Origin of the sequence: Stenotrophomonas sp. AN71, from assembly GCF_050435725.1 — a bacterium.
GTDB lineage: Bacteria > Pseudomonadota > Gammaproteobacteria > Xanthomonadales > Xanthomonadaceae > Stenotrophomonas.
In genome coordinates this window covers 125668-146471 of the sequence record NZ_JBNDKU010000009.1, presented here as the reverse complement: position 1 = coordinate 146471, position 20804 = coordinate 125668, and the positions used below count along the sequence as shown (strand labels likewise).

The 20804-nt window shown below is 63.6% G+C and carries 22 protein-coding genes; 7 read left to right on the top strand and 15 right to left on the bottom strand.

All coding sequences use genetic code 11. The features are described from left to right. Nucleotides 1–16: 16 nt before the first annotated feature. The 13 genes from ABH900_RS15070 to ABH900_RS15010 all read right to left on the bottom strand — a co-directional run bounded on the left by ABH900_RS15070 (nt 17) and on the right by ABH900_RS15010 (nt 13455). Nucleotides 17–1144, bottom strand: coding sequence for a type IV secretion system protein (locus ABH900_RS15070; RefSeq protein ID WP_429623894.1), 1128 nt, complete (start codon nt 1142–1144; stop codon nt 17–19). Between the two features lie 72 nt (nt 1145–1216). Continuing rightward, a complete protein-coding gene (locus ABH900_RS15065; RefSeq protein ID WP_429623892.1) occupies nt 1217–2008 on the bottom strand; it encodes a hypothetical protein in 792 nt (263 codons plus the stop codon). A 53-nt stretch (nt 2009–2061) separates the two neighbouring features. Further along, a complete protein-coding gene (locus tag ABH900_RS15060) occupies nt 2062–4506 on the bottom strand; it encodes a VirB4 family type IV secretion/conjugal transfer ATPase (protein ID WP_429623890.1) in 2445 nt (814 codons plus the stop codon). Between the two features lie 81 nt (nt 4507–4587). Continuing rightward, complete coding sequence (locus ABH900_RS15055; protein WP_429623889.1) at nt 4588–4896, bottom strand: type IV secretion system protein VirB3; 309 nt, start codon at nt 4894–4896, stop codon at nt 4588–4590. Beyond that, a complete protein-coding gene (locus ABH900_RS15050; protein WP_429623888.1) occupies nt 4889–5296 on the bottom strand; it encodes a TrbC/VirB2 family protein in 408 nt (135 codons plus the stop codon). The genes ABH900_RS15055 and ABH900_RS15050 overlap by 8 nt, the downstream gene beginning before the upstream one ends. Before the next feature lie 73 nt (nt 5297–5369). After that, a complete protein-coding gene (locus tag ABH900_RS15045; RefSeq protein ID WP_429623886.1) occupies nt 5370–6383 on the bottom strand; it encodes a lytic transglycosylase domain-containing protein in 1014 nt (337 codons plus the stop codon). A gap of 3 nt (nt 6384–6386) precedes the next feature. Further along, nucleotides 6387–7430, bottom strand: coding sequence for a P-type DNA transfer ATPase VirB11 (gene virB11, locus ABH900_RS15040; RefSeq protein ID WP_429623885.1), 1044 nt, complete (start codon nt 7428–7430; stop codon nt 6387–6389). 13 nt (nt 7431–7443) lie between these two features. Beyond that, nucleotides 7444–8697, bottom strand: a complete 1254-nt coding sequence (locus tag ABH900_RS15035; protein WP_429623883.1) for a TrbI/VirB10 family protein — start codon at nt 8695–8697, stop codon at nt 7444–7446. Then, a complete protein-coding gene (locus tag ABH900_RS15030; protein WP_429623881.1) occupies nt 8694–9473 on the bottom strand; it encodes a TrbG/VirB9 family P-type conjugative transfer protein in 780 nt (259 codons plus the stop codon). The genes ABH900_RS15035 and ABH900_RS15030 overlap by 4 nt, the downstream gene beginning before the upstream one ends. After that, a complete protein-coding gene (locus ABH900_RS15025) occupies nt 9470–10516 on the bottom strand; it encodes a VirB8/TrbF family protein (protein ID WP_429623879.1) in 1047 nt (348 codons plus the stop codon). The genes ABH900_RS15030 and ABH900_RS15025 overlap by 4 nt, the downstream gene beginning before the upstream one ends. An 89-nt stretch (nt 10517–10605) precedes the next feature. After that, complete coding sequence (locus ABH900_RS15020) at nt 10606–11052, bottom strand: hypothetical protein (RefSeq protein WP_429623878.1); 447 nt, start codon at nt 11050–11052, stop codon at nt 10606–10608. A gap of 430 nt (nt 11053–11482) precedes the next feature. Then, nucleotides 11483–13162 (bottom strand): type IV secretory system conjugative DNA transfer family protein, encoded by a 1680-nt coding sequence (locus tag ABH900_RS15015; RefSeq protein ID WP_429623876.1) that lies wholly within the window; start codon nt 13160–13162, stop codon nt 11483–11485. Nucleotides 13163–13197: 35 nt separating this feature from the next. After that, complete coding sequence (locus tag ABH900_RS15010; protein ID WP_429623875.1) at nt 13198–13455, bottom strand: hypothetical protein; 258 nt, start codon at nt 13453–13455, stop codon at nt 13198–13200. A gap of 128 nt (nt 13456–13583) precedes the next feature. Here ABH900_RS15010 and ABH900_RS15005 point away from each other — a divergent pair, with 128 nt between their 5' ends. Further along, nucleotides 13584–14003 carry a phosphohydrolase gene (locus ABH900_RS15005; protein WP_429623874.1) on the top strand — a complete coding sequence of 140 codons (420 nt, stop codon included), beginning with the start codon at nt 13584–13586 and terminating at the stop codon, nt 14001–14003. A gap of 120 nt (nt 14004–14123) precedes the next feature. Further along, the gene (locus ABH900_RS15000; protein ID WP_429623872.1) at nt 14124–15332 is read left to right on the top strand and encodes an MFS transporter; all 1209 of its coding nucleotides are present in this window, start codon (nt 14124–14126) and stop codon (nt 15330–15332) included. A 16-nt stretch (nt 15333–15348) separates the two neighbouring features. Here the strand turns inward: ABH900_RS15000 and ABH900_RS14995 are convergent, their stop codons facing one another. Further along, the gene (locus tag ABH900_RS14995; protein ID WP_429623870.1) at nt 15349–15828 is read right to left on the bottom strand and encodes a MerR family transcriptional regulator; all 480 of its coding nucleotides are present in this window, start codon (nt 15826–15828) and stop codon (nt 15349–15351) included. 89 nt (nt 15829–15917) lie between these two features. On the opposite strand from ABH900_RS14995, the gene ABH900_RS14990 reads away from it, so the two are divergent. The 4 genes from ABH900_RS14990 (at nt 15918) to ABH900_RS14975 (ending at nt 18465) form a co-directional block, all read left to right on the top strand. After that, entirely contained in the window at nt 15918–17156 is a 1239-nt protein-coding gene (locus ABH900_RS14990; RefSeq protein WP_429623868.1) for an NADH:flavin oxidoreductase/NADH oxidase family protein, read from the top strand. A 91-nt stretch (nt 17157–17247) separates the two neighbouring features. Next, nucleotides 17248–17724 (top strand): hypothetical protein, encoded by a 477-nt coding sequence (locus tag ABH900_RS14985; protein WP_429623867.1) that lies wholly within the window; start codon nt 17248–17250, stop codon nt 17722–17724. Between the two features lie 103 nt (nt 17725–17827). Further along, nucleotides 17828–18097 (top strand): hypothetical protein, encoded by a 270-nt coding sequence (locus tag ABH900_RS14980; protein ID WP_429623865.1) that lies wholly within the window; start codon nt 17828–17830, stop codon nt 18095–18097. 122 nt (nt 18098–18219) lie between these two features. Beyond that, nucleotides 18220–18465, top strand: coding sequence for a hypothetical protein (locus ABH900_RS14975; RefSeq protein ID WP_429623864.1), 246 nt, complete (start codon nt 18220–18222; stop codon nt 18463–18465). Between the two features lie 44 nt (nt 18466–18509). On the opposite strand, the gene ABH900_RS14970 is transcribed toward ABH900_RS14975, so the two are convergent. Beyond that, the gene (locus ABH900_RS14970) at nt 18510–20039 is read right to left on the bottom strand and encodes an FAD-dependent monooxygenase (protein WP_429623862.1); all 1530 of its coding nucleotides are present in this window, start codon (nt 20037–20039) and stop codon (nt 18510–18512) included. Between the two features lie 82 nt (nt 20040–20121). Between ABH900_RS14970 and ABH900_RS14965 the strand changes: the two genes are divergently transcribed. After that, nucleotides 20122–20769: a TetR family transcriptional regulator gene (locus tag ABH900_RS14965; protein WP_429623861.1), complete on the top strand. Its 648-nt coding sequence runs from the start codon at nt 20122–20124 to the stop codon at nt 20767–20769. The last annotated feature ends 35 nt before the right edge of the window (nt 20770–20804 follow it).

The following is a 20804-nucleotide window of genomic DNA, read 5'->3' as shown; positions in this document are numbered from 1 at the left end:
AACTCCACAAATTCAGTCAGACATTCATCGTTGGAGCATTGCCACGTTGCCCGGTCTGCGCGGGTGCATCAACTGTACTGCTGAATCGTGGCATCGAGCTCTGAGAGGGCGCCTCAAATGCGTGATTGTTGCTGGGGGCACTCGGCTTATAGGAAGAGCCACCCACCGAACCCGGCGGCTGCCCCTGCGGTCCCGGCTGCGCGGCCGGCGAACCACCAATCTGCGAATAGGCCATGAAGCTACCCAACGTACCCTGGAAGAACATCGCGGCCATCGGCGGCGACGTAAGAATCAATGTCGTCAGGATCAGGCCCATGCCGCCCTGCTGCAATGCCATGCTCGACATGCCTTCGGTGAAGTTGTCTCCCATCAGGGTGCCCACCAGTGCGGAGCCCCAGAACGACAGCGCAACCTTGGCCACGAGCTTCATGGCAATCGCTGTCATCGCTGCAAGCACCGCCATCGAGAACATCGTACCTATGCCATACATCAACCATTTCTGGAACAACTGCTTTGTCTGATCAAATAGCAGACATAGAATGAACAATGGCCCAAGGCCAATGAACAACGCCAATGCGACCTCGTACAGCAGCAACATCGAGCCTGCGGTGACAGCAGGCCCACCGGTGCCCATGCCGATGAACCACATGGCGCGGGTCTTTGCGCTGTCCAGCGTCACATCGCCCATCACGTCCAGCGCATCGACGGATGAAAGCGCCAACTGCATGTAACCCAGGTTCTCGTCGATCAGATCTTCCGGAGAGTCCTGCTTGCCCGTGATGACCTGGGTGATCTCATTCTTCACATCTTTGTTGAGGAAGGTATGCAGATCACGACCGAACATCGCCATGGTGGTGGCAACAGAGACGATCAGCGCCGCCTTGGCCATGTTGGTGACCAGCACCATCATCGAGTCACGGCTACGCCCGGTCACGATGCGGAAGCCCTGGATGAATACCCAGAGCGTCATCAACGTCAGCGCAATAGCACCGACCCACTTCATCATTCTTCCCAGCAGCTCGACGCCGAAATCCGCGATTTCCTTGTGCAGGTAATCGAGGATCAGCCGGAAGAACACGAAGTCGCCAACCGACGACGATACGTGCAGGTTCTGCAGCATATCCAGTGCATTCGTACCGAACATGCCGACTCCCATCCCTAGACCCATGACTTCACCCAATAATTAAGTACAACCGGGCCGAAGCGGCCCTCAACATCAGTTCGACAGCGCTGCTTTGAGAGCAGCCGCCTTGACGATCGTTCCCACCGGCGAAGGCGTACCCCTCAATGCTCGCTGGGCCAGCATCTGCTGCATGCGGGTAAGCGCCTGGATCTGCCGGTCATATGCGCCCACCTTGTGCTCCCACGTGGCGAAGTCCGCCTGCATGTAGACGTCGGTGACCGCTGCATTGGTAGCAGTCTCGGACATCGCGCCTTCCGTATTGAACAGGTCGCGGATGTCCTTGATCCGGTCGAGCACCTTGCGCATGTCCGGCATGGTCTTCTGCACGACCTCGACCGTCTCGTTGTACTTCTGGTTCTCCAGCATCTGGATCGCCGCGCAGATATTCCGTTGCTGTGCGGCGATGTCGCCACCGGGATTCATGTCCAATGCCGTCAGAATGCCGGACAGGCTCATGATGGAGCCGGAGCCGCAGCGCTCGGCCACATTCCACTCGGCCGCGACTGGCTTCAGCGTCACGCCCGTCGGCATGATCGGAGAGGCGATGATCTGGTTGAATTTCGCCAGCTTCTGCGCCCAGTTCTGCGTCGTTTCGATGAACCGCGAAGCCTGGGTGCCATACTCGGCAAATGCCTGCGCTTGGCTGGTCAGCGTATTGAACTCCGTCAACGTGCTGTTGACCGTGTTCAGGCCGACTTCGACCACCGGGAAGGTGTAGCCCTTCACCGGAGAGCTGAGCATCGCGGCAAGCGAGAGTGCAAGCGCTGCAAAACGCAACTTCGATGCGGCGCTCGGCGTCTGAGTGGCGCGGGTAGTGGCATCCATCTTCGTCTCCATCGAATTCAAGGTAACTGCGTTGGTTACGTATCGAGCGATCGTCATGCCGCAACCTCACTATTGTTTGCCGACTTCCCCGAACCCTTCCGGTTCCTGTAGAAATCTTCCAGCCACTGTTCCGGCGTCAGCTCATCCACCGTGACGCGCGCACGCACGGCAGCGGTCTGCAGCACCCGGTGCATGATGTCGATGTTGTCGGTCGAGGCCGAGATCACCGAGAGAATGTCGTCCATGCCACGCAGGTTGAGTTGGCACACGCTGGAAGCATGACCCTGCTTGACCAGGAAGCAGCGCGAGCGTTCATCTAGGGCGGTAACGACCTTGAACTCAGCCTCCGTCAGCTTCAGGCCATCCATGTAATCGCTCTTGCTGGCATTCGGGTTCGGCAGCAGAATCAATGTGGCCGTCTGCTCGATCAGTGCGGCGGAGATATCGCTCTTCAACGCGTCCTCCGGGCTCTGCGTGGCGAAGATGCCCAGACCGTTCTGCTTACGGATGGTCTTCTGCTTGTTCTTGGCGAACTCCTTCAGGCCACCCTCGCCGTCCAGGATCTTCCAGAACTCGTCCATCACGTAGATCAGCGGACGACCGTCGATCAGCGACTCCAGGCGGTGCAGCAGGTAATTGATCACCGGCACGCGCACTTCGGGGTTGTCGATGATGTCGGTGTAGTCGAAGCCGATGATGTTGGCCTTGCTCAGGTCAACGGTATCGACCGGATTGTCGAACACCCAGCCCAGCGAATTTCCTGAGGTCCAGCGGCGCATGCGTGCATACAGACCGTCGTCGCCCATGTTCGGCAGGCTCTTCTGGAAGTTGGTCATGCTGCGCAGGTGCATCGGTGTATCGAGCATGCTCTCCACCGCGCGATAGATGTCCTCTTCCTCGCGGGCGCTGTACTCGCGCTTGCCGGCCAGCACCTTGATCAGGTCGGCCAGGAACTGCACGTTGGATTCGTTGTTCTCGCACTGGAACGGGTTGAAGCCGGTCGGCGCACCATTCTCCAGGGCCAGATAGTTGCCACCGCAGGCGCGCACGAAGATCTCGGCACCGCGATCCTTGTCGAAGAAGAAGATGGTCGGCGACGGCTCGTACTTCTGCACCTGGCTGAGCAGGAAGTTGATCAGCGCGGTCTTACCGGTACCGGACTTGCCGATCACCATGGTATTGGCGATCGCCTTCTCACCCAGCGAGTTTTCCGACGGGTGGGTCGCATGGAAATTGAAGTAGTACGGCTGGCCGTTGGTGGTCTGCAGCGTGGTGACACAGTCGCCCCACGGATTGTTGTGCTGCTTGCCGGTGGCAAAGTTGTGCAGCGGTGACAGGCCCAGGAAGTTCAGCGAGCTGACATTGGCCAGTCGGGTGCGATAGCGCCAGTTGCCCGGCAGCTGCGAGTAGAACGACGAGGTAACCGCCAGGTCTTCCTTGGTCGACACGAAGCCGGCATTGGAAAGCTCGGCACGGGTGGTCGCCACATTCTGCGAGAGCTTGGCCTGGGTATCACCGTAGACCGCCATGATGAAGTGGTACTCACCGAGCACGAAGTTGCCCGACGACAGCTGGTCCATCGCCTGGTCGAGTTCGACGATCTGACTGACCGCCTTGTCACCGGACGAAATCATCATGCCCTTGGTGCGATCGAGCACCTTCAGCGCATCCTGACGCCCCATCGGGCTGAACGAATGGGTGATGACATACTCGTAATCCAGGTACTTCAGGCCATTGAGGATGCCCGGATAGGTGCCCTCGGCATACTCCTTGATGTTCAGGATGGCGCCGAAGTGGTTGGCACCATTGGGGGTATTGATCGCAAAATCACCGGTCTTGGCCGAGAACATGTGGCGACTGACCGGCAGGTAATCCTTGATCGGCGCCGACAGCACCGGTACCGGCTCATCGATGCGATTGACCAGGTAGCCGAACAGCTCCAGCGTCTCGGAGAACACCACGCCGTTCTTGGCTTCGTACATGCCCAGGCGATACGGCGCATAGTCGCGGATCACGGCTTCCACGTTGCCGGCCAGCTCCATCAACTTCTCGATGGCCTGTTCCTGCTCGGCGCGCAGCTTCTCGACATTCCCCGACTTCTCCACGAAGCGCTTACCGGCTACCACCGGGCGGTAGATCATGGTCAGGTACAACTCGTTCTGCATGATGCGCTGCGAGGACAGCATGCCCATGTACTGGTCGGACACGTCCTGGTTGAAGCGCTGCTGGTAGCTGCTCTTGCCCTTCAGCGTACGCCGGCGACGAATGTCATGCACCCAGAAGGCAACGTTGACGAAGTCCGGCGCACGCAGCGTCTGCAGTAGACGGTTGAACGTGTTGTGCCGGTGCTCAAGCTCCCATTCCTCACGGCCGACGAACGGCAGTCCTTCCAGATGCCAGGTCAGCAGGTAGTCGCCGCCCGTGGTCTTGACCACGTTCGGAGCGACATGCGACGACAACGGGATGAACTCGCTGATGGAGGTGTCAGGGCTGAACATACGACTGCTTCCAAAGAGGTATTGCCGAGGAGTTTCAAAAGGCCCGGCGGGAGCGGACGCCCGCCGGGCCGGTTCCGGACCTCAATCCATTCGGGCCGGCTTGTCGCGGTAATGATTGGGGTTGAACACCCACATGCCATCGTGTTCCTGCACGTTGCGCACCTTCAGCTTGAACATCAGGCGCAGGCCCAACAACCGGAAGATCATCTCGTCACGCTTGGCCATGTGCCGCATGATGAAGACCGCCAACGGAATGGTGAGCAGAAACCAGAAGTTCGTGTACATGCTGAGGAGCAACAACCCACCGGCCACCATGAAAAATGGCAGGTAGGGAACGCCCAGGAACATTGCTGGGCGCGTGCAGCCGCGGAACACGACGTTCTTATGCACTGTAATACTGGATCGCGTTGTTGATCAGGTAGTACGTGGTGCCGCCACCAGTGCACTTGCCGTCACTGCCTTCACCCAGCAGCATGCGGGCGATCTGGCCAGCGGCGCCGATCAGCACGCCACCAATCAGGATCGGTGCAACGTCACCAATGCGCTTGTGCGCGAAGGCGATCTGGTAGCCGGCGAAGATCACAGCGATGGTCACCACGGCGATCGACGCCATGTTCAGCAGGCCGTTGATGTTGGAGAAGAAACCGCAGACCTTCTTGTCGGTACCGCCGAAATCGGTACTGTTGGCGAATACCTGCGGTGCAAACAGTGCGCCAACGAAGAGGGTGGCCATCAGCAGGGTCTTCAGCGTGCGCTGGGCCTGGACGAGGTCGAGATTGGATCGCTTCATGGATTGATTTCCTTGTTGATGGACTAACACAACTGAATTGGCCTGGCGGGAGCCCGACCGAACCACGACTTCGTCAGAACACGAAGGCCGCATCCCCTGCGGGAATCTGCCGCACCGGCGCTGCCTGCGCCGGTACGTTGTAAGAATTGTCACCACCGGCCACCGGCTGGTTGCGCTCGCTCCAGGGCCGCAGCATCACGGGGCCCTCATTGCCGGCGCCGGCAGCACCCGGCAACTGCTGCGGCATGGCCATCGGCTGCGCAGCGCCCTGGCGCGGCAGCTGCTGGGGAATGCCGGCGGCCTGCTGCTGCGGATAGCCCCCGACTTGGGCCGACTGCGACTGCGACTGCGACTGCGGCTGCGGCTGCGGCTGCGGCTGCATCATCCGGTCCACCGAGCCCAGTACCACCTTGGACAGGGCCTGGTCGGCGAGGTTCAGCAGGCTGCCCCGCGCCATCGCACCGGTGGACGGATACACCACATAGGCACGCGCCGGATCTTCCGAGGGCACATACACCGGGCCACTCGACTGCGCAACGATGCGCGCCTGCGCCGGAGAGGCCAGCTGCGGATGATGTTCAACCTTCACGCTGCGGCGTTCGCCGCGACTGACCACGTCGATCGGCGCGACGCCATTGCTGGCAAGCAGCTGCCCACGACGCATCGAGTCGTAGACCTTCTGCACGTAGCCATGACGGAAACCGGTTTCGAAATTTCCGGAGTAGTAGCAGCTGAATGACTTGCCCCAGTCGCCGCCGGAGCGCTTGTAGCACTCGGCGAGGATGCGTGATCCCGCCTGCAGGTTCGGGCACTGCTGGAAGGCCTTCTCGTAGGAGTCCAGCCCGTACTTGCCCAGGTTGTAGCGATTGACCTGGGCCAGCCCGATGGAGAAGTTGTAGCCCTTCTCTTCCAGCATGCGCACCGTCGCCAATGCCTCGTCCAGCGCCTTGGGCTGGCGCACCAAGGCACCCCCGACCACGCCAATGGCGTAGGGATTGCGCGATGATTCGACGTTGATGACGTGCTGCATCACCTCCATCGACACGGCCATCTCCGGGCACGCCATCATTTCCAGTCCTGGCAGCATCCTTCAGCCCTCCTGCCCCTGGGCACGCCCAGGATTGAAGTCGATGCCGGTGATGTAGCGCGAGCCGGCATGCGCCTTGATGTGCACGACGATGTCGATGGTCATCATCAACAGTCGCTTGATCACGTTGAATTCCAGGCCCGACCCTTCGCTGGACGCCTTCACCATCAGCGCCAGCTGGTCCCAGGTCTGTTCCGGACTGCCTGCATGGCAGCTGGTGATCGAACCGGGGTGGCCGGAGGCGCAGTTGCGGATGAAGTAGAACGCCTCATCGCCGCGCAACTCGGCCAGGATGATGCGTTCGGGCTTCATGCGCAGGCAGGCCTCCATGCAGCTCTTGGCGCTGACATTACTGGTGCTTTGACCGCCTTTGGAGTACAGCAGGTGCACGACATTGGGCTGGGTCAGAAACAGCTCGCGCGCGTCCTCGATCGTGACCAGGCGCTCGTTGTCCGGAATATGGTTGACCAGCGCTTTCATGAAGGTCGTCTTGCCGCTACCGGTCGCACCGGACACCACGATGTTCTTGCGGTACATCACCGCGCGCCGGAAGAACTCGGCGTACTCACGCGAATGGCGCAGCTCCAGCAGCTCGCGATCCTGTTCGCTGATGCTGCCATCGCTTTCCAGGATCTGGTTGAAGAATCCATCCTCGTGATACTGGCTGAGCGACTTGGTGTGCTTGGATGGCAGGCGGATGGTGATCGACACCTTGCCAGCATCACACGCAGGTGGGATTACGAACTGCGCACGCTGTCCGGTCGGGAACGTGAGCGAGACCACTGGATCGGCATCGGTGATGCGCTGGCCGGTGTTGCTCTCGTTCACCACTGCCGTGCAGAACTGCCGGGCCCGCTCGAAAGTCAGGCCCGGCACATCCACCCGCTGCCACCCCGCCCGGGTTTCCAGGTACAGCTCACCAGGACGGTTGATACAGATTTCCGTCACTTCCGGGGAGCTCATGTACTCGGCGATGCCCAGCACTTCGTACTGATAGCGCAGGAAATCACTGGAGACGAGGGCGAGGGGTGACACTTCGGCGTCCATGATCGTTCGTTGGTTACCGGCGGGGGTTCAGCACGTTGGTGAAGTCCACATCCTTGGCGACGTAGACATTGACGATGGTGCCCTGGTTGATGGTGACGGTCGGCGGACGGCGGTTGCTGCTGAGCGCCTCGTTGGCCAGGCGCTCCATCGTGCGTGCGGTGGCGCTTTCATACGGCGACTGCACCGTCATGCCGTTGTTGGCGATGGTGGTGGTCTCCGGGCCGTGCTCGGCCGCCGCGTACTTGAAGGCATCGGAAATCAGGCTGATCATCAGCGCCGAGGCGATACGGCTACCCCAATGAGCGCTGTACTGACCCGGATGACCCGCGCCGCCCAGCTGATCCACGCCCGGGCTGGACATGGCCACATCGATCCCGTTCGGGGTGGTGATGCGATCCCAGATCACTTCCACACGCTTGCCAACGGGGCCGCCGCCGTAGGCGCCATAGATCTTGGAACCCTTCGGCAGCAGCAGGCTGCGGCCATTGATCGAGTACACCGGCTCGGTCAGCAGGCACGACGTATAGCCGGCCAGATCCGTGATGATGCGGGTTTCCAGTACACAACGCAGGTAGGTGCCGCGCACCAGCAGTGCATCGGGGCTTTGGATGTAACTGGCACTGGAAACGTCTTCAACGTCCGGCCCGCGACGGATCTTCTGCGTACCCTGCTGGTTGGGCATCATGTTCGCCAACAGCGCTTGACGGGTCTGCTCGTCGATCGCGCTGCGCTGCGGCTGCGCGCGATTTCCTGCCGCAAGCGCGGCATCATCCGCGCCGGCCATCCGACGTTCGACCAGCGTCGGCCCACGGGGCTCCATCGCTTCCGGTCGTGATGCAATGGGCACCAGCTTCGGACCGTCGTCCTGCGGCATCGGGGGCAGCATCGGAATCGGTTCGGCAACGGACGGCGGAGCCAGCGGCGGCGGTGTAACGTCCGGCAGCGTCGGCGTGGTCGCACGTGCGACGTCCGGCACCTTCTGCGCGGAGTCATCACCGTCCTGCCCCTTGCGGAACAACAGGAAGCCCATGGCCACCAGCAGCAGCACGATGCCGCCCAGGAACAACAGGGCCTTACGGTTCAGCCGCTGCTCTTCGGCCGAGCGCAGCTGCGGCGCAGCCGCGTCCAGATCCGGCGCAGGCTCGGCCTGGCTCGTTCCGAAATACGGATTCGACTGCGAGTCCGAGGCACCCTGCGTACCGTACGGGCTCTGGCTCTCGTCGCGTCCGTTGTTCGGGTCGTTTCCGGGAGTGTTCTGCTGGCTCATTTCTTCACGTTCCTTCGCAGGCCGACGACGAAGTCGCCGTGGCGGATGACCAGGTACGGGTGGGTCCCGTGCACGATCAGCGTATTGCCTTCAACCGTGGTGTTGACCACGAAGTCTTCACCGTACTCCGTTTCACGGCCAAACACGGCCGGGAAGATGCCCGTCTTGTACTCCGGCGAATTCGGCAGCTTCAGGTAGGTGAAACGGCCATCGTCGTAGGCGTTGACCGGGATCAGCCACCCCATCTTCTTCGCCTTGCTGGTCGAGTAGGAGTAGTTGAAGTTGTACTGGCGATCCTTGGCCAGTTCCGAACTCAACAGCGGCTTGGCCTCTTCCTCGACCGCTTCCTGGGCGACACCGAATACGGTGTCGTTCGGGTAGACGAAGGCGATCTTGTACTGCACGCCGGCGCGGCGGGCCTGTTCCAGCTGACGCCAGTCAGTGGCCACCACCTTCAGCTCGAAGATGTAGGAATGGGTCTCGGTGCGCACCATCATGTTGGTGTCGACGTCGACGTTCTTCGGCTTGATGTAGAACACGTTCTCGCGGCGGGTCAGTTCCCAGCCGCTGCTGAAGCCGGTGCTGTAGTCGAGGATCTTCTCGTTCGGGCTCAACTCGATCTGGGTGGTCAGGCCCAGGCCGGTGCGAACCGGATAGATGCGGTCCTTCTCGTACTCGTAGTGGTCCACCGCCTGTGCCATCGCCGCTGCGGAGAACAGCAGCGACAACATCGACAGCAGCGCCAGCGCGCTTCCCCTGATTTTTCGACTACTCATCGGTTGCTTGCTCCATCAGCACTTCCGGTGGAATTGTTCTGCGCCGGCCTCATGGCCGGCTGACCGGGCATGGCCTGCCCCGGCATTGCTTGCCCCTGCACCGGCTGACCCGGCATGGGCTGACCTGGCACGGGTTGGCCCTGGATGGGCTGCCCCGGCACATGGCCACCGGCCGGCACGGCGACCGGCTGGCCGGTGGCCGGATCGATCATCGTGGCCGCAGCCGGATTGTTGGGATCGTAGACACCCTGGGCCTGCTGCGCGGCCTGCTGCGCCTGCGCCTGCATGGCGCCGTCATCGGGCACCGGCACGCCACGCGAGTAGTCGTTGTCGACGCGGTACTCACTGACCTGGAAGGCCAGAGGATTGAGGATGCGGTCCTGCTCGGACAGCGCCAGGTTCTGGTTGTAGCCGAAGCGCATCGTCACCAGCTGGTTGTCCAGGTAGGTGGCAACGCCGGTGCGCTTGTCCAGCAGGCTGCGCTGGATGCGCACCGACGCACCACGGAAGCTGCCATTCGGTTCGGCACCCAGCGGCGTGATGCTGAGGATCTTGACCCGGATCGCGCGCTCGCGGCCGTACATCACGAACGGGTTCTGCGGGTTGTTGCCGGCATAACGCACACGCATGGACTGCGCCACCGGATCGGTGGACATCACGAACACCAGCTCCCAATCACGCAGGCCCATCACGGCAGAGTCGTACGACTCACGCGCCAGAACATACTGGGCGACATTGCTGCGGTTGATCGCTTCGTTGGTGGTGATCGTCTCACCCTGGAAGGTACCGCTGAGCCGCGCGACCGTGGCGGTACCGGTGTAGGCATCGGCCATCACCAGGAACGGCACCTTCTCCTTCAACGGCAACATGTAGTAGTAGCCGCCGGCCAGTGCGAGCGACATCAGCAATGAGCCTGTAGCCACCCACCATGCACGACGCTCGCTGCGACGTGCCATGTCGGCCACGGTGATCTCGTAGCTGACCGCCTTGGCGACCGACTGCTCGACCTTGGGACTATTGCCGGGATCCTTCTTGCGGAACATGGATTCTTCCGTACTGCTGAAACATCAATGGGCGTGGCGCCCCTGCGACAAGCGCGGGGAGCGGCACGTTCGATGATTTCGAGGTGGACTCAGGTGCCGCTGCTGGCGTCAGTGCCCTGTGCCGACGCGGTCGGCGTCGAGCCAGCGCTCTGCACAACGATCTGATTGCCAACGATGGAGACGGAGATGCCTTGCGCCGCATAGGCCGCGGTGAGATCGATCACTGCCTGCTGGGCATTGGTGGTGTCGATGTTCGAAACCGCCCCGTACAGGGTGAAGTCCGAGCTCAGGCGATAGTCCAGCGTGCGCCCGGAATCCTTGGCCCACCGCTCGAGCATGGCTTTGAGCGTGCCATCCATCGGCGAGGCCTGGTAGACGTAACTGGAATACAGCGGGATCTCGGTCGTCGCCGCAGCGAAGCGGTTGACCGGTTTCCAGCGCCCTCCGAAATCGGGGGCGGACTTGGTGGCACACCCTGCCACCATCAACGCCGCGACTGCGACGATGGACACTTTCGCGATAAACGCCTGATTCATACGGGCTTCACTATGACGTACGAAAAAGCAGTTTCGAGCGTTGGATCCCTGGCCGTCCGGTGCTGCGTGGCGCACACCGGAATCGGGGAGACGCGCTGGCATGCAGCACACCTGCCCCGGCTCCCCTGCAGCCCTGAGGCTGCCAACCAGGTCGCAGGCCCAGCGGCGGACATCATCCGCCACGCACCTGCACACCCTTACCAACGTCGAAACCATCCTTGTTTCCATGGCACAAACTCCTGGCCACCCTGCTGCTGAAACTTGACACCCAGCACATATCTCTGGATCTCGAGCACAGGGTCGCACAACCACGCGTCAATTCCATGTCAGGAAAACCTGAAAATCCATCTGTTCGTGTTGTTTTTTTGACGAAGCGCACCAATTCACGTCACTGAATGTGAATCGACCTCACACTTTTACATAAGTGAATTCAGACATTGAGTGTCGGCACTTCCACCTTCGGCAGCAGCCTGGAGGTGAAGTAGCGGTCCTTGTAATAGCGGATCTTGTCACATTTCACCGGGTGCGGGATGCCCTCGTACAGGAACACCTCCATCTCCGGCCCCATTGCCTTCAGCTCCTGCGGCAGCATCAGCGCACGCCGTTCTTCGGTGAAGTTGTGGGTCTTCTCACGGGCGTGGGTAACGTTCTTCTTGCGCACCGTGGTGTAGCCGAGCATGTCCGAATAGTCGTTGGCATCCTGCTGCTCGCGCGGCGCGTACAGGATCTGCAGGGCGTGATTGGTGATGATCGTGCGCGAGACTTCCCGGCCATAGGTCGCATCAAGCTGGGACATGCTCTGGATGATCGGCAGCAGGCGGATGTTGTAACCGGCCATGTAGGACACCGCCGAAGCGATGATCTCGACCTTGCCGATCGAGGTGAATTCGTCCATCAGCAACAGGCACTGGTACTTCAGGTCCGGATTGGACTTGGGCAGTTCCTTGGTGTTGAGGTTGATCAGCTGGCTGAAGAAAAGGTTGATGATCAGCCGGCTCTCGGCCAGCTTGTTCGGCTGGATGCCGATGTAGATGGTCATCTTCTTCTTGCGTACGTCGGTCAGCAGGAAGTCGTTGCTGCTGGTGGCCTTGTCCAGCACCGGGTTGATCCAGGGGTTGAGCGGTTCCTTGAACGTCCCCAGGATCGAGGCGAAGGTCTCATCGGCCTGGGACAGCATGTTGGCGAACGCCGAGCGCGCGTTGGCGCTGAGGAACGGCCGCTCCGACAGGGTCTTGAGGTACTTCTTCAGGTCGGTGCCGTCACCGGAGGACAACCGGTACACCGCGCCCAGGGTGGGCGTGCCCGAGCCACCGGGGAAGCCACTGCTGCGCTCGTCATCCCAGTTCTCGAACAGGTACAGGGTGAAGGCCATGAACGCGTTGCGCGCCTGGCTGACCCAGAATTTCTGGTCCTCGGCGCCATCCGGATACAGCATCGCCGCGATGCTCATCAGGTCTGACACCCGGAACGCCGGGTCATCGGAGACATAGCTGAGCGGGTTCCAGCGATGCGTACGCCGATCCTCGGCAAAGGGATTGAACAGGTAGATTTCCTGGCCCTGGCTGGCGCGCCAGCCGCTGGTCAGGTCGAAGTTCTCCTGCTTGATGTCCAGCACCACCAGCGACTCGCCGTACTCGAGCAGGTTCGGGATGACCACGCCCACACCCTTGCCCGAGCGGGTCGGCGCGGCCAGGATCACGAACTGCTGACCATCCAGGCGCACCAGCTTGCCGCCATGGCTGCCGACCACGATGCTCTGGCCGGTCTTCTTGAACATGCCGTGCTTGGCCAGGTCGGCGCCTGTGGCGAAGCGCGCGTCGCCATGCAGCGAGCGCTTGTCCTTCTTCAGCAGCAGTACCAGACCAGTCACCAGCAGCACCAGCAGCGGCAACCCGAAGCCCACATAGCCGGCCCATTTGATCTTGCCCACGAAGGGTGCCACCTGCGGCTGGCCGATGGCGTGGACGTACTGGTAGTAGGTGTTCCATGCGAACAGCTTGGTGTCCAGCCCCAGCAACAGCAGGGTCAGGTAACCGGAAAATACGAAACCAAGCAGCAGGGCCGCCAGCGTGATGATGGCGATGAGCAGATACTTCTTACTGGGCAACACCCGAATCCTCCATGATGCGCACGCGGCGCGACAGCCTAGCGGGGGCGCCAGCGCGACGCCCTCTTCCGCAGGGGTTTCTCGTTCTCCAGCCCGGGCTCCTCGCCCTCTTCACGCACCAGGTGCAGCAAGCGTTGGCGCGCTTCGGCCAGTGATACCAGGTCGGTCAGACGATCCCCATCGTCGGCGACGACCGCATGGCCGACCACATCGCCCGGAGCGTACACCGGTGCGTAGGACACCGCTACCAGCTGATAGCGTCCGCGCGACTCCAGTACGTGCCTGAATTCCTGCATCCACATTCTCCTTGCTCGAACAGCGCCGCACCCCTGCCCCAGCATCATGCCTGCAGGCATGTCGTTGGCGCATGCACATCCGGGCCTCCATTGCGCGAAACTACGCTGCGGTAGATCAGGAGATGGCAATGGACCGGGTAGCACAAGCACGTGCGCTGGCCACGCAGGCCCACGCGGGCCAGACCGACAAGGCCGGCCTTCCCTACATCGGCCATGTCAGCCGGGTGGCCGCCGCGGTACGCGGTGACGATGACGCCGAAGTCGTGGCCTGGCTGCATGACGTGGCCGAAGACTGTCCGCAGTTCGCCCACCGGATCGCGGCATTCCCAGCCCCGCTGCGCGCCGCGGTGCAGCTGCTCAACCGGGATGCGGCGCCAGACGAAGACACTTACTACGCTCGCATCGCTGCCCATGCGCTCGCACTGAAGGTGAAGCTGGCCGATCTGGCCGACAACGCCGACCCGCGGCGGCTGGCGGCACTGGATGAAGCCACTGCCAATCGACTGCGGCACAAATATGCCCATGCACGGGCGGCGCTCGGTGTCTGAGCTGGCGCAGCGCCAGAGGCAGCATCGCCACCGATCAAACGCTGATTTACCCCGGCGTGGCTGCTCCTGCTGCGGTGCAGCAGTACAATGGCGGGCTCCCCGCCCCCATCGCGCCCCCGCATGAGCCCCAACTCTTCCCTGGCTGCGCGGCTGACGCCCCGTCAGCGCACCCTGATCATCCTCGCCCTGTCACTGGGCGGCTTCGCCATCGGCACCAGCGAGTTCGCCAGCATGGGCCTGATGCTGGAAATCAGCCGCGGCCTGTCGATCTCTGAAACCCAGGTCGGCCACCTGATCAGCGCCTATGCCATCGGCGTCGTGGTGGGCGCACCAATCCTCGCCTTCGTCGGCGCCAGCTTCCCGCGCCGCAAGCTGCTGCTGGCCCTGATGGGCTTCTATGCCGTCGGCAATCTGGCCAGTGCGCTGGCACCGAACTACGGCACGATGCTGCTGGCCCGTTTCGTTGCCGGCCTGCCGCACGGCGCCTACTTCGGCGTGGCGATGCTGGTCGCTGCGGCGATCAGCCCGGCCGGCCAGCGCGGCCAGGCGATGTCGCGTGTCCTGCTCGGCCTGTCGATCGCGATCCTGGTCGGCAACCCGTTGACCACCTGGCTGGGCCAGCAGCTGAGCTGGCGCACCGCCTTTGCCCTGGTCAGCGTACTGGCCATTGCCACCGTGGCGATGATCGCGCGCTTCCTGCTGCCGGACCCGGACGAAGTGCGCACCTCGCCGATGCGCGAGCTGCGCGCCTTCAACACCACGCAGGTCTGGCTGGCACTGGCCATCGGCGCGGTCGGTTTCGCCGGCATGTTCTGTGTGTTCACCTATCTGGCACCCACCCTGGTGCAGGTCACCGGCGTCGCCGAATCATGGATGCCGCTGGCGGTGGGTGTGTTCGGCATCGGCGCGATCATCGGCAACATCGCCGGTGGCTGGCTGGTGGACAAGTTCCACTTCAAGGCCGCCGCGGTGGTCCTGCTGTGGTCGATCGTGATGCTGCTGCTTTATCCACTGGCAGCGCAGTCGGTGTGGACCATCGGCCCGATGATCATCACCGTCGGCACCATGGGCGCGCTGGCCGCCGTGCTGCAGACCCGCCTGATGGATGTGGCCGGCGAGGCACAGACGCTGGCGGCAGCCTCCAACCATGCCGCCTTCAACACCGCCAACGCGCTGGGCCCGTGGCTGGGTGGCATGGCGATCAGTGCCGGCTTCAGCCCGGCCAGCACCGGCTACGTGGGTGCGGCGACGGCGATCGGCGGCCTGCTGCTGTGGTGCGTGGCAGTGGTGCTGGACAAGAAGCGCAAGGCCGCCGCCAGCAGCCACTGAATACAGCCCGCCGTCGTCAGCCGTCGCCGGTGCGACGGCGACGCCCCGGGCGCAGCATCGCCACATCGCCGGCCGCCAAGGCCGGCCGCGCCAGCTCACCGCGCTGCACGCGGTCCAGCACCCGTCGCGAATTGGCTGCGCAATCGATACCCTCCGGCCGCGCCTGGATGTCCTCGATAAGCGCCAGAAGATGGGCATGACTCTCGGACAGCCGCAGCTGCAGCGCCTCGATGTCGGCCACCTTCTGCTGCAGCATCGTGATCAGTGCGTCGTGCTGCCACTGGCCCATGCCCGGCGGCAGCAGGGCACGGATCTCTTCCAGGCTGAAGCCTGCGCGCTGCGCGCCGGTGACCAGCTCCAGCAGCAGCACCGCCTGCTCCGGGTAGTCGCGGTAGCCATTGGCCTGGCGCTGCACCACCAGCAGTCCGGCGTCCTCGTAGAAGCGGATGCGCGACGCGGCCAGGCCCGTGCGCCGAGCCAGCTCACCGATCTTCATATGCATGAATCCTGGACATCGGAACCCGTTGACCTTCAAGCGAACTTGAAGGTTAGCGTAGCGCCATTCCCCTGTCCTGGAGCTGTCCGATGTCGCTGTACTCCCCCCTGGCACTGCCCTCCGGTGCCGTCATCCGCAACCGCATCGCCAAGGCGGCGATGGAAGAAAACATGGCCGACGCCGACCACGCACCCTCCACTGCGCTGCTGCAGCTGTACCAGCGCTGGGCCGACGGCGGCGCCGGCCTGATCATCACCGGCAACGTGATGGTCGACGGCCGCGCCATGACCGGCGCGGGCGGCGTGGTGCTGGAAGATGATCGTCACCTCGACCGCTTCAGCGCCTGGGCGGACACGGCACGTTCGCGCGGCGCGCAGATATGGATGCAGGTCAACCATCCCGGGCGGCAGATGCCGGCCGCCCTCGGCCAACCGGCGCTGGCGCCATCGGCCGTGGCGTTGGAGATGGGCGCACTTTCCAGGCAGTTCGCTCCTCCGAAGGCGATGACCGAGGACGACATCGCATCCGTGATCGCACGCTTCATCCGCAGCGCCGAGCTGGCCGAGCGCGCCGGTTTCAGCGGTGTGGAGATCCACGCCGCGCATGGCTATCTGCTCAGCCAATTCCTGTCGCCGCTGTCGAACCGACGCGACGATCGCTGGGGTGGCAGCCTGCACAACCGAGCACGCCTGCTGCTGGAGATCGTGCGGGGTGTGCGTGCCGCGGTATCGCCGACCTTCGCAGTAGCGGTGAAGCTCAATTCCGCCGACTTCCAGCGCGGCGGTTTCTCGCCCGAGGACGCGCGTGCGGTGGTGGAGATGCTGGCCCCCCTCGGCGTGGACCTGGTCGAACTGTCCGGTGGCAGCTATGAAGCGCCGGCGATGACCGGCGCTTCACGCGACGAACGCAGCCTGGCCCGCGAGGCGTACTTCCTCGAATTCGCACGTGAAATCGCTACGGTGGCCACAATGCCGCTGATGGTCACCGGCGGCATCCGCCGCCGCGCCGTGGCCGAGCAGGTGCTGGACAGCGGCGTGGCCATGGTCGGCATCGCCACCGCGCTGGCGATCGAACCGGATCTACCGCAGCACTGGCAACACGGCCGCGACCAGGTGCCGACACTGCGCAGCATCGACTGGCGCAGCAAGCCGCTGGCCGCCAGCGCGCACATGGCAGCGGTGAAGTACCAGTTGGGGCGATTGAGCAGACGCCGGCCCACTGCGCCTGGCGTATGGCCGGCATGGGCACTGCTGTTGGCACAGGCAGCGGCCACATGCCGGACCCGACACTACAAGCGCTGGATCAGCGCGCGCACTGGCGCGCCCTGAGCGGCGGGCTTCTCTTCGCCACAGCGATGGCCCACCATCTGCACGATCGGCAGCAGCCCGCTGCTGATCGCAGCATGCAGGGGGAATCGACGTGGCAGCAGCACCGACCAAGAACCGAGAAAAACTGCTCGACGACCTGCTTTCGCTGGGCCGCAACTGGGCACTTGCGATCGCCATTGCCGGTGCCGGTGCCGCCGTCCACTACAGCGAATCGGTATACGAGGCAGGCCTCTGGCGCGGCCTGCTGCCCACGCTCTGCTTCCTGGTCGCGATCACCTGGATCGTCCTCAGCATCATCCGTTTCGACCTGACCATCCAGCAGCACTTCGAGCGCACGCTCTCTCGCTGGCTCAGCCGCCTGCTGTATGTGGTTCTGCTCGGTATCGGCATCACCGCTGTGTTCTTCGTGACCGAACTGGCAGCCAGCAACCACATCGCCCGCATGTGCGACTCGGTGGCCAACGAACCGGCCAGCCGCATCCACCGATCCGCCGAATGCCAGCGCCTGTACCTGCATCGCGCGGCGTACCGGCAACGACTGGAATCGGCCGAAGGCGAATTCGACTGAGCGGGCTTGACCGCACACCCGGCGGGCGATGAACACATTTCGTGGATCTGCATTTCGGCACAGTGCAGCCAACGCCGCGATCTCGCACCGCACCGGAACCGCAATGCACCACCACCGCGCCCCCTCCCGCCATGACGCCATCGCCTTGCAGGCCGGCATCCTGGGCAGCGTGTTGGGAGTGGCCCTGTTCAAGGCCATCGCGCTGTCAGCATTGGCAGCCGGTTCGATGATGGGTATCGGGCTATGGATGGTCGCCTGCGCACTGCTGGCGGCGTGGGCGCTCGCGGCCTATCTGGCCTGCCTGGCGCTGAGCCGGCGCGTGTTCGTGCTGATGCTGGTGCTGTGCACGGTACTGGTGATCTGCATCGCCTGACCCAGCAGGGGCAGCACCATCGCTTAAATGTTACAAAATAACAAGTGCGATTGGTCGGATTGCGCATGCCCTGTGTCACGGATTTGAATTCCATGGCCATCCCGGCATCACCCGAGAGCCCCATGAACCTGCAGCCCCCACTCCGCGCCTCCCTTGTTGCCGTTGCCCTGGCGTCGCTCAGCGCCTGTGCGACCTATGACGACAGCGCCATGCATCAGGCCTGCCAGGAGTCGCCCTTGCTGAAGGATCTGCCACGCGAGGTCGCAGCCCGTGAAAGCCGCTGCAACAAGAGCATTGAAGTGTGGTCGACCGAGCGCAAGGGCAGTGACAAACCGATCGACCTGAGCGGCAAGAAGAAGGACCTCTGAGCGCGGGTGGCGCAGCCCGTGGCGGCTGCGCCCCCATCGTGCGATCAGGCACCTCCGGCCGCACCGACCCAGCGTTGCAGTGCGGCATCCAGCCCTGCCTCGTCTCCACCGGCATCGCAGGCCCAGGCCACGATGCCGTCGGGGCGTACCAGTACCGCCGCCAGCCCAAGCGCATCGTGCACCGGTGAGGCGATACAGGTGAGCCGATGCATCTCCCCTTCAGCCCTCTGGCGGATGGTGCCGCCGGCATCGAACACCAGCAGCACGCTCTGCCCGGCACGCAGCAGCTCCCCCATGCGACGACCATCCGTCAGCGCGAAGTCGGGCACGCTACGGCCGATCAGGGGATGGCCTGTCCCCAGATCCACGCGCTGCGAAACACCCCAGACCCGCTCAGCCAGGTAGGTGGCACCATCATCGGTATCGGCCAGATCGGCGATGACCGACGCCAGTGCACGCGAGCCTGCGCCCGGCCGCATCAACGCCACCTGCGCGCGCGACCAGTCCAGTACCCGCGCACCGATCGGGTGACGCTCGGCGCCATAGCTGTCGAGCAATGCCGCGTCGGCGTCACCGCGCAGCACGGCGGCCAGCTTCCAGCCAAGATTCATCGCATCACCGATGCCAAGATTGAGCCCCTGCCCGCCCAGTGGTGAATGCACGTGCGCGGCATCACCCGCCAGCAGCACACGTTCGTTGCGATAGGTGGTGGCCTGGCGCGCACCGTCGGTCCAGGTACTGTGCAGATGCAGCGCGGTGATCGTTGCATCGCGGCCGGTCACGCGCCGCAACAATGCCTGCGCGGCCTCCAGGTCGAGAGGCGTGCGATGACCCGCTCCGCCATCGAAGTCAGCCAGCGCCAGCACACCCGGCGGATTGAAATTGCACATGCCCTGATCGGTGTACTGCCGACCTGGCGTCAGCACCGTCGGGTCTTCGAGCTCGACCTGCAACGAGTGCCCCGTGAATTCCGGATCGGTGCCGACGAAGCTGAAACCGCACCGCTTGCGCACCGTGCTGCGGCCACCATCACAACCGACCAGCCAGCGGCCGCGAACCGTCGCATCGCCGGTTTCGACGGCAACCTCCGTTTCCGCAACGTGCACCGCCTGCACGGCGCTGCCGCGCGCGATGCGCACGCCCAGCGCAGTCGCGCGCTCGGTCAGCACGGCTTCCAGCGCCTGCAGCTCAACCGCCATCTGGGTGGCGACCGGCGTTGGCAGTCGCCAGCCCCAGCGCGCACTGTCCACAGCGTCCAGCGCGAACGGGATGCCCGCAAAGTGGCCGCCCAGCGGTCGTGGCTGGGCCAGCCAATGGGCGGTGCCAGGCGGCGGTGCGCCCTTGTCCGGCTTCAGTACCTGGGTGGCGGCGACCGCGTCCAGCAGGCCGCGCCGGTCCAGCGCTTCCAGGGTGGGCGCATTCAAGCCACGCAGGCCGAACGGCAGGCGCTTCAGGGGTGAATCGGCCGACTCAGCCTGCTCCAGCACCATGACCGAACAGCCGGCCTGGGCCAGTTCGCAGGACAGGAACAGGCCCACCGGGCCCGCCCCGGCAATGACGACGTCGTACAGCATGAGGATTCCTCGTGAGCGCCGCAGCGGCGCTCTGGCATTCCCAATGTTACACTCGGTGTACGTTTCCACAAGTGAACCGCTGATGACCCCTCCCCCAGGCCGCCGCGAGCAGCGCAAGGCCGAGACCCGGCAGGCAATTTCAGATGTCGCCACCGGGCTGATCATTGCGCGGGGCTTCGAGGCCGTGTCGATGTCCGAGATCGCTGAAGCCGCCGGGGTCTCGCGCAAAACGGTGTTCAACTACTTCGCCAGCAAGGAAGACCTGGTATTCGACCGCGATGAGGAAGCGCGCGCGCTGCTGCGCGAGGGCATGGCGGTACGTCGCGGCATGACCCCGCTGGCCGCATTCCAGTCGCTGGTGCGGGAGCTGCTGGACAGCGGGCATCCCCTGCTGCGGATCAATGACGGTGCGGCGGCCTTCTGGGCAACCGTGGCCGACAGCCCGGTGCTGGTGGCGCACGCACGACGGCTGCAGGCACAACTGACCGACGATCTGGCGCGATTGATGGCCGACGCTGCCGGCCGCCCCATACATGACGCCGAGGCACGCTTGGGCGCGGCCATGTTGCTGGCATCGATGGTGGCCGCCTACGAGAAGGGCCTGGCCAGCCAACGGCAAGGTGAGGAGCCGCGCGAAGCCATGCTGCAGCTGATCGTGCGTGGCGGCACTGGGGTGCTGGTAGCCCTGGCGGGCACCCCCTATACCGACCCGGCAAGCCGCGCCCGCTAGAACCCCGAGCCCGCGCTCGGCTCATCCGCTGGGGC

Coding starts and splice junctions, on each gene's coding strand:
- ABH900_RS15070 (WP_429623894.1), bottom strand. CDS start 1,144: ATGTTCGGTACGAATGCACTGGATATGCTGCAGAACCTGCACGTATCG.
- ABH900_RS15065 (WP_429623892.1), bottom strand. CDS start 2,008: ATGGATGCCACTACCCGCGCCACTCAGACGCCGAGCGCCGCATCGAAG.
- ABH900_RS15060 (WP_429623890.1), bottom strand. CDS start 4,506: ATGTTCAGCCCTGACACCTCCATCAGCGAGTTCATCCCGTTGTCGTCG.
- ABH900_RS15050 (WP_429623888.1), bottom strand. CDS start 5,296: ATGAAGCGATCCAATCTCGACCTCGTCCAGGCCCAGCGCACGCTGAAG.
- ABH900_RS15045 (WP_429623886.1), bottom strand. CDS start 6,383: ATGCTGCCAGGACTGGAAATGATGGCGTGCCCGGAGATGGCCGTGTCG.
- virB11 (WP_429623885.1), bottom strand. CDS start 7,430: ATGGACGCCGAAGTGTCACCCCTCGCCCTCGTCTCCAGTGATTTCCTG.
- ABH900_RS15035 (WP_429623883.1), bottom strand. CDS start 8,697: ATGAGCCAGCAGAACACTCCCGGAAACGACCCGAACAACGGACGCGAC.
- ABH900_RS15030 (WP_429623881.1), bottom strand. CDS start 9,473: ATGAGTAGTCGAAAAATCAGGGGAAGCGCGCTGGCGCTGCTGTCGATG.
- ABH900_RS15025 (WP_429623879.1), bottom strand. CDS start 10,516: ATGTTCCGCAAGAAGGATCCCGGCAATAGTCCCAAGGTCGAGCAGTCG.
- ABH900_RS15020 (WP_429623878.1), bottom strand. CDS start 11,052: ATGAATCAGGCGTTTATCGCGAAAGTGTCCATCGTCGCAGTCGCGGCG.
- ABH900_RS15010 (WP_429623875.1), bottom strand. CDS start 13,455: ATGCAGGAATTCAGGCACGTACTGGAGTCGCGCGGACGCTATCAGCTG.
- ABH900_RS15005 (WP_429623874.1), top strand. CDS start 13,584: ATGGACCGGGTAGCACAAGCACGTGCGCTGGCCACGCAGGCCCACGCG.
- ABH900_RS15000 (WP_429623872.1), top strand. CDS start 14,124: ATGAGCCCCAACTCTTCCCTGGCTGCGCGGCTGACGCCCCGTCAGCGC.
- ABH900_RS14995 (WP_429623870.1), bottom strand. CDS start 15,828: ATGAAGATCGGTGAGCTGGCTCGGCGCACGGGCCTGGCCGCGTCGCGC.
- ABH900_RS14990 (WP_429623868.1), top strand. CDS start 15,918: ATGTCGCTGTACTCCCCCCTGGCACTGCCCTCCGGTGCCGTCATCCGC.
- ABH900_RS14980 (WP_429623865.1), top strand. CDS start 17,828: ATGCACCACCACCGCGCCCCCTCCCGCCATGACGCCATCGCCTTGCAG.
- ABH900_RS14975 (WP_429623864.1), top strand. CDS start 18,220: ATGAACCTGCAGCCCCCACTCCGCGCCTCCCTTGTTGCCGTTGCCCTG.
- ABH900_RS14970 (WP_429623862.1), bottom strand. CDS start 20,039: ATGCTGTACGACGTCGTCATTGCCGGGGCGGGCCCGGTGGGCCTGTTC.
- ABH900_RS14965 (WP_429623861.1), top strand. CDS start 20,122: ATGACCCCTCCCCCAGGCCGCCGCGAGCAGCGCAAGGCCGAGACCCGG.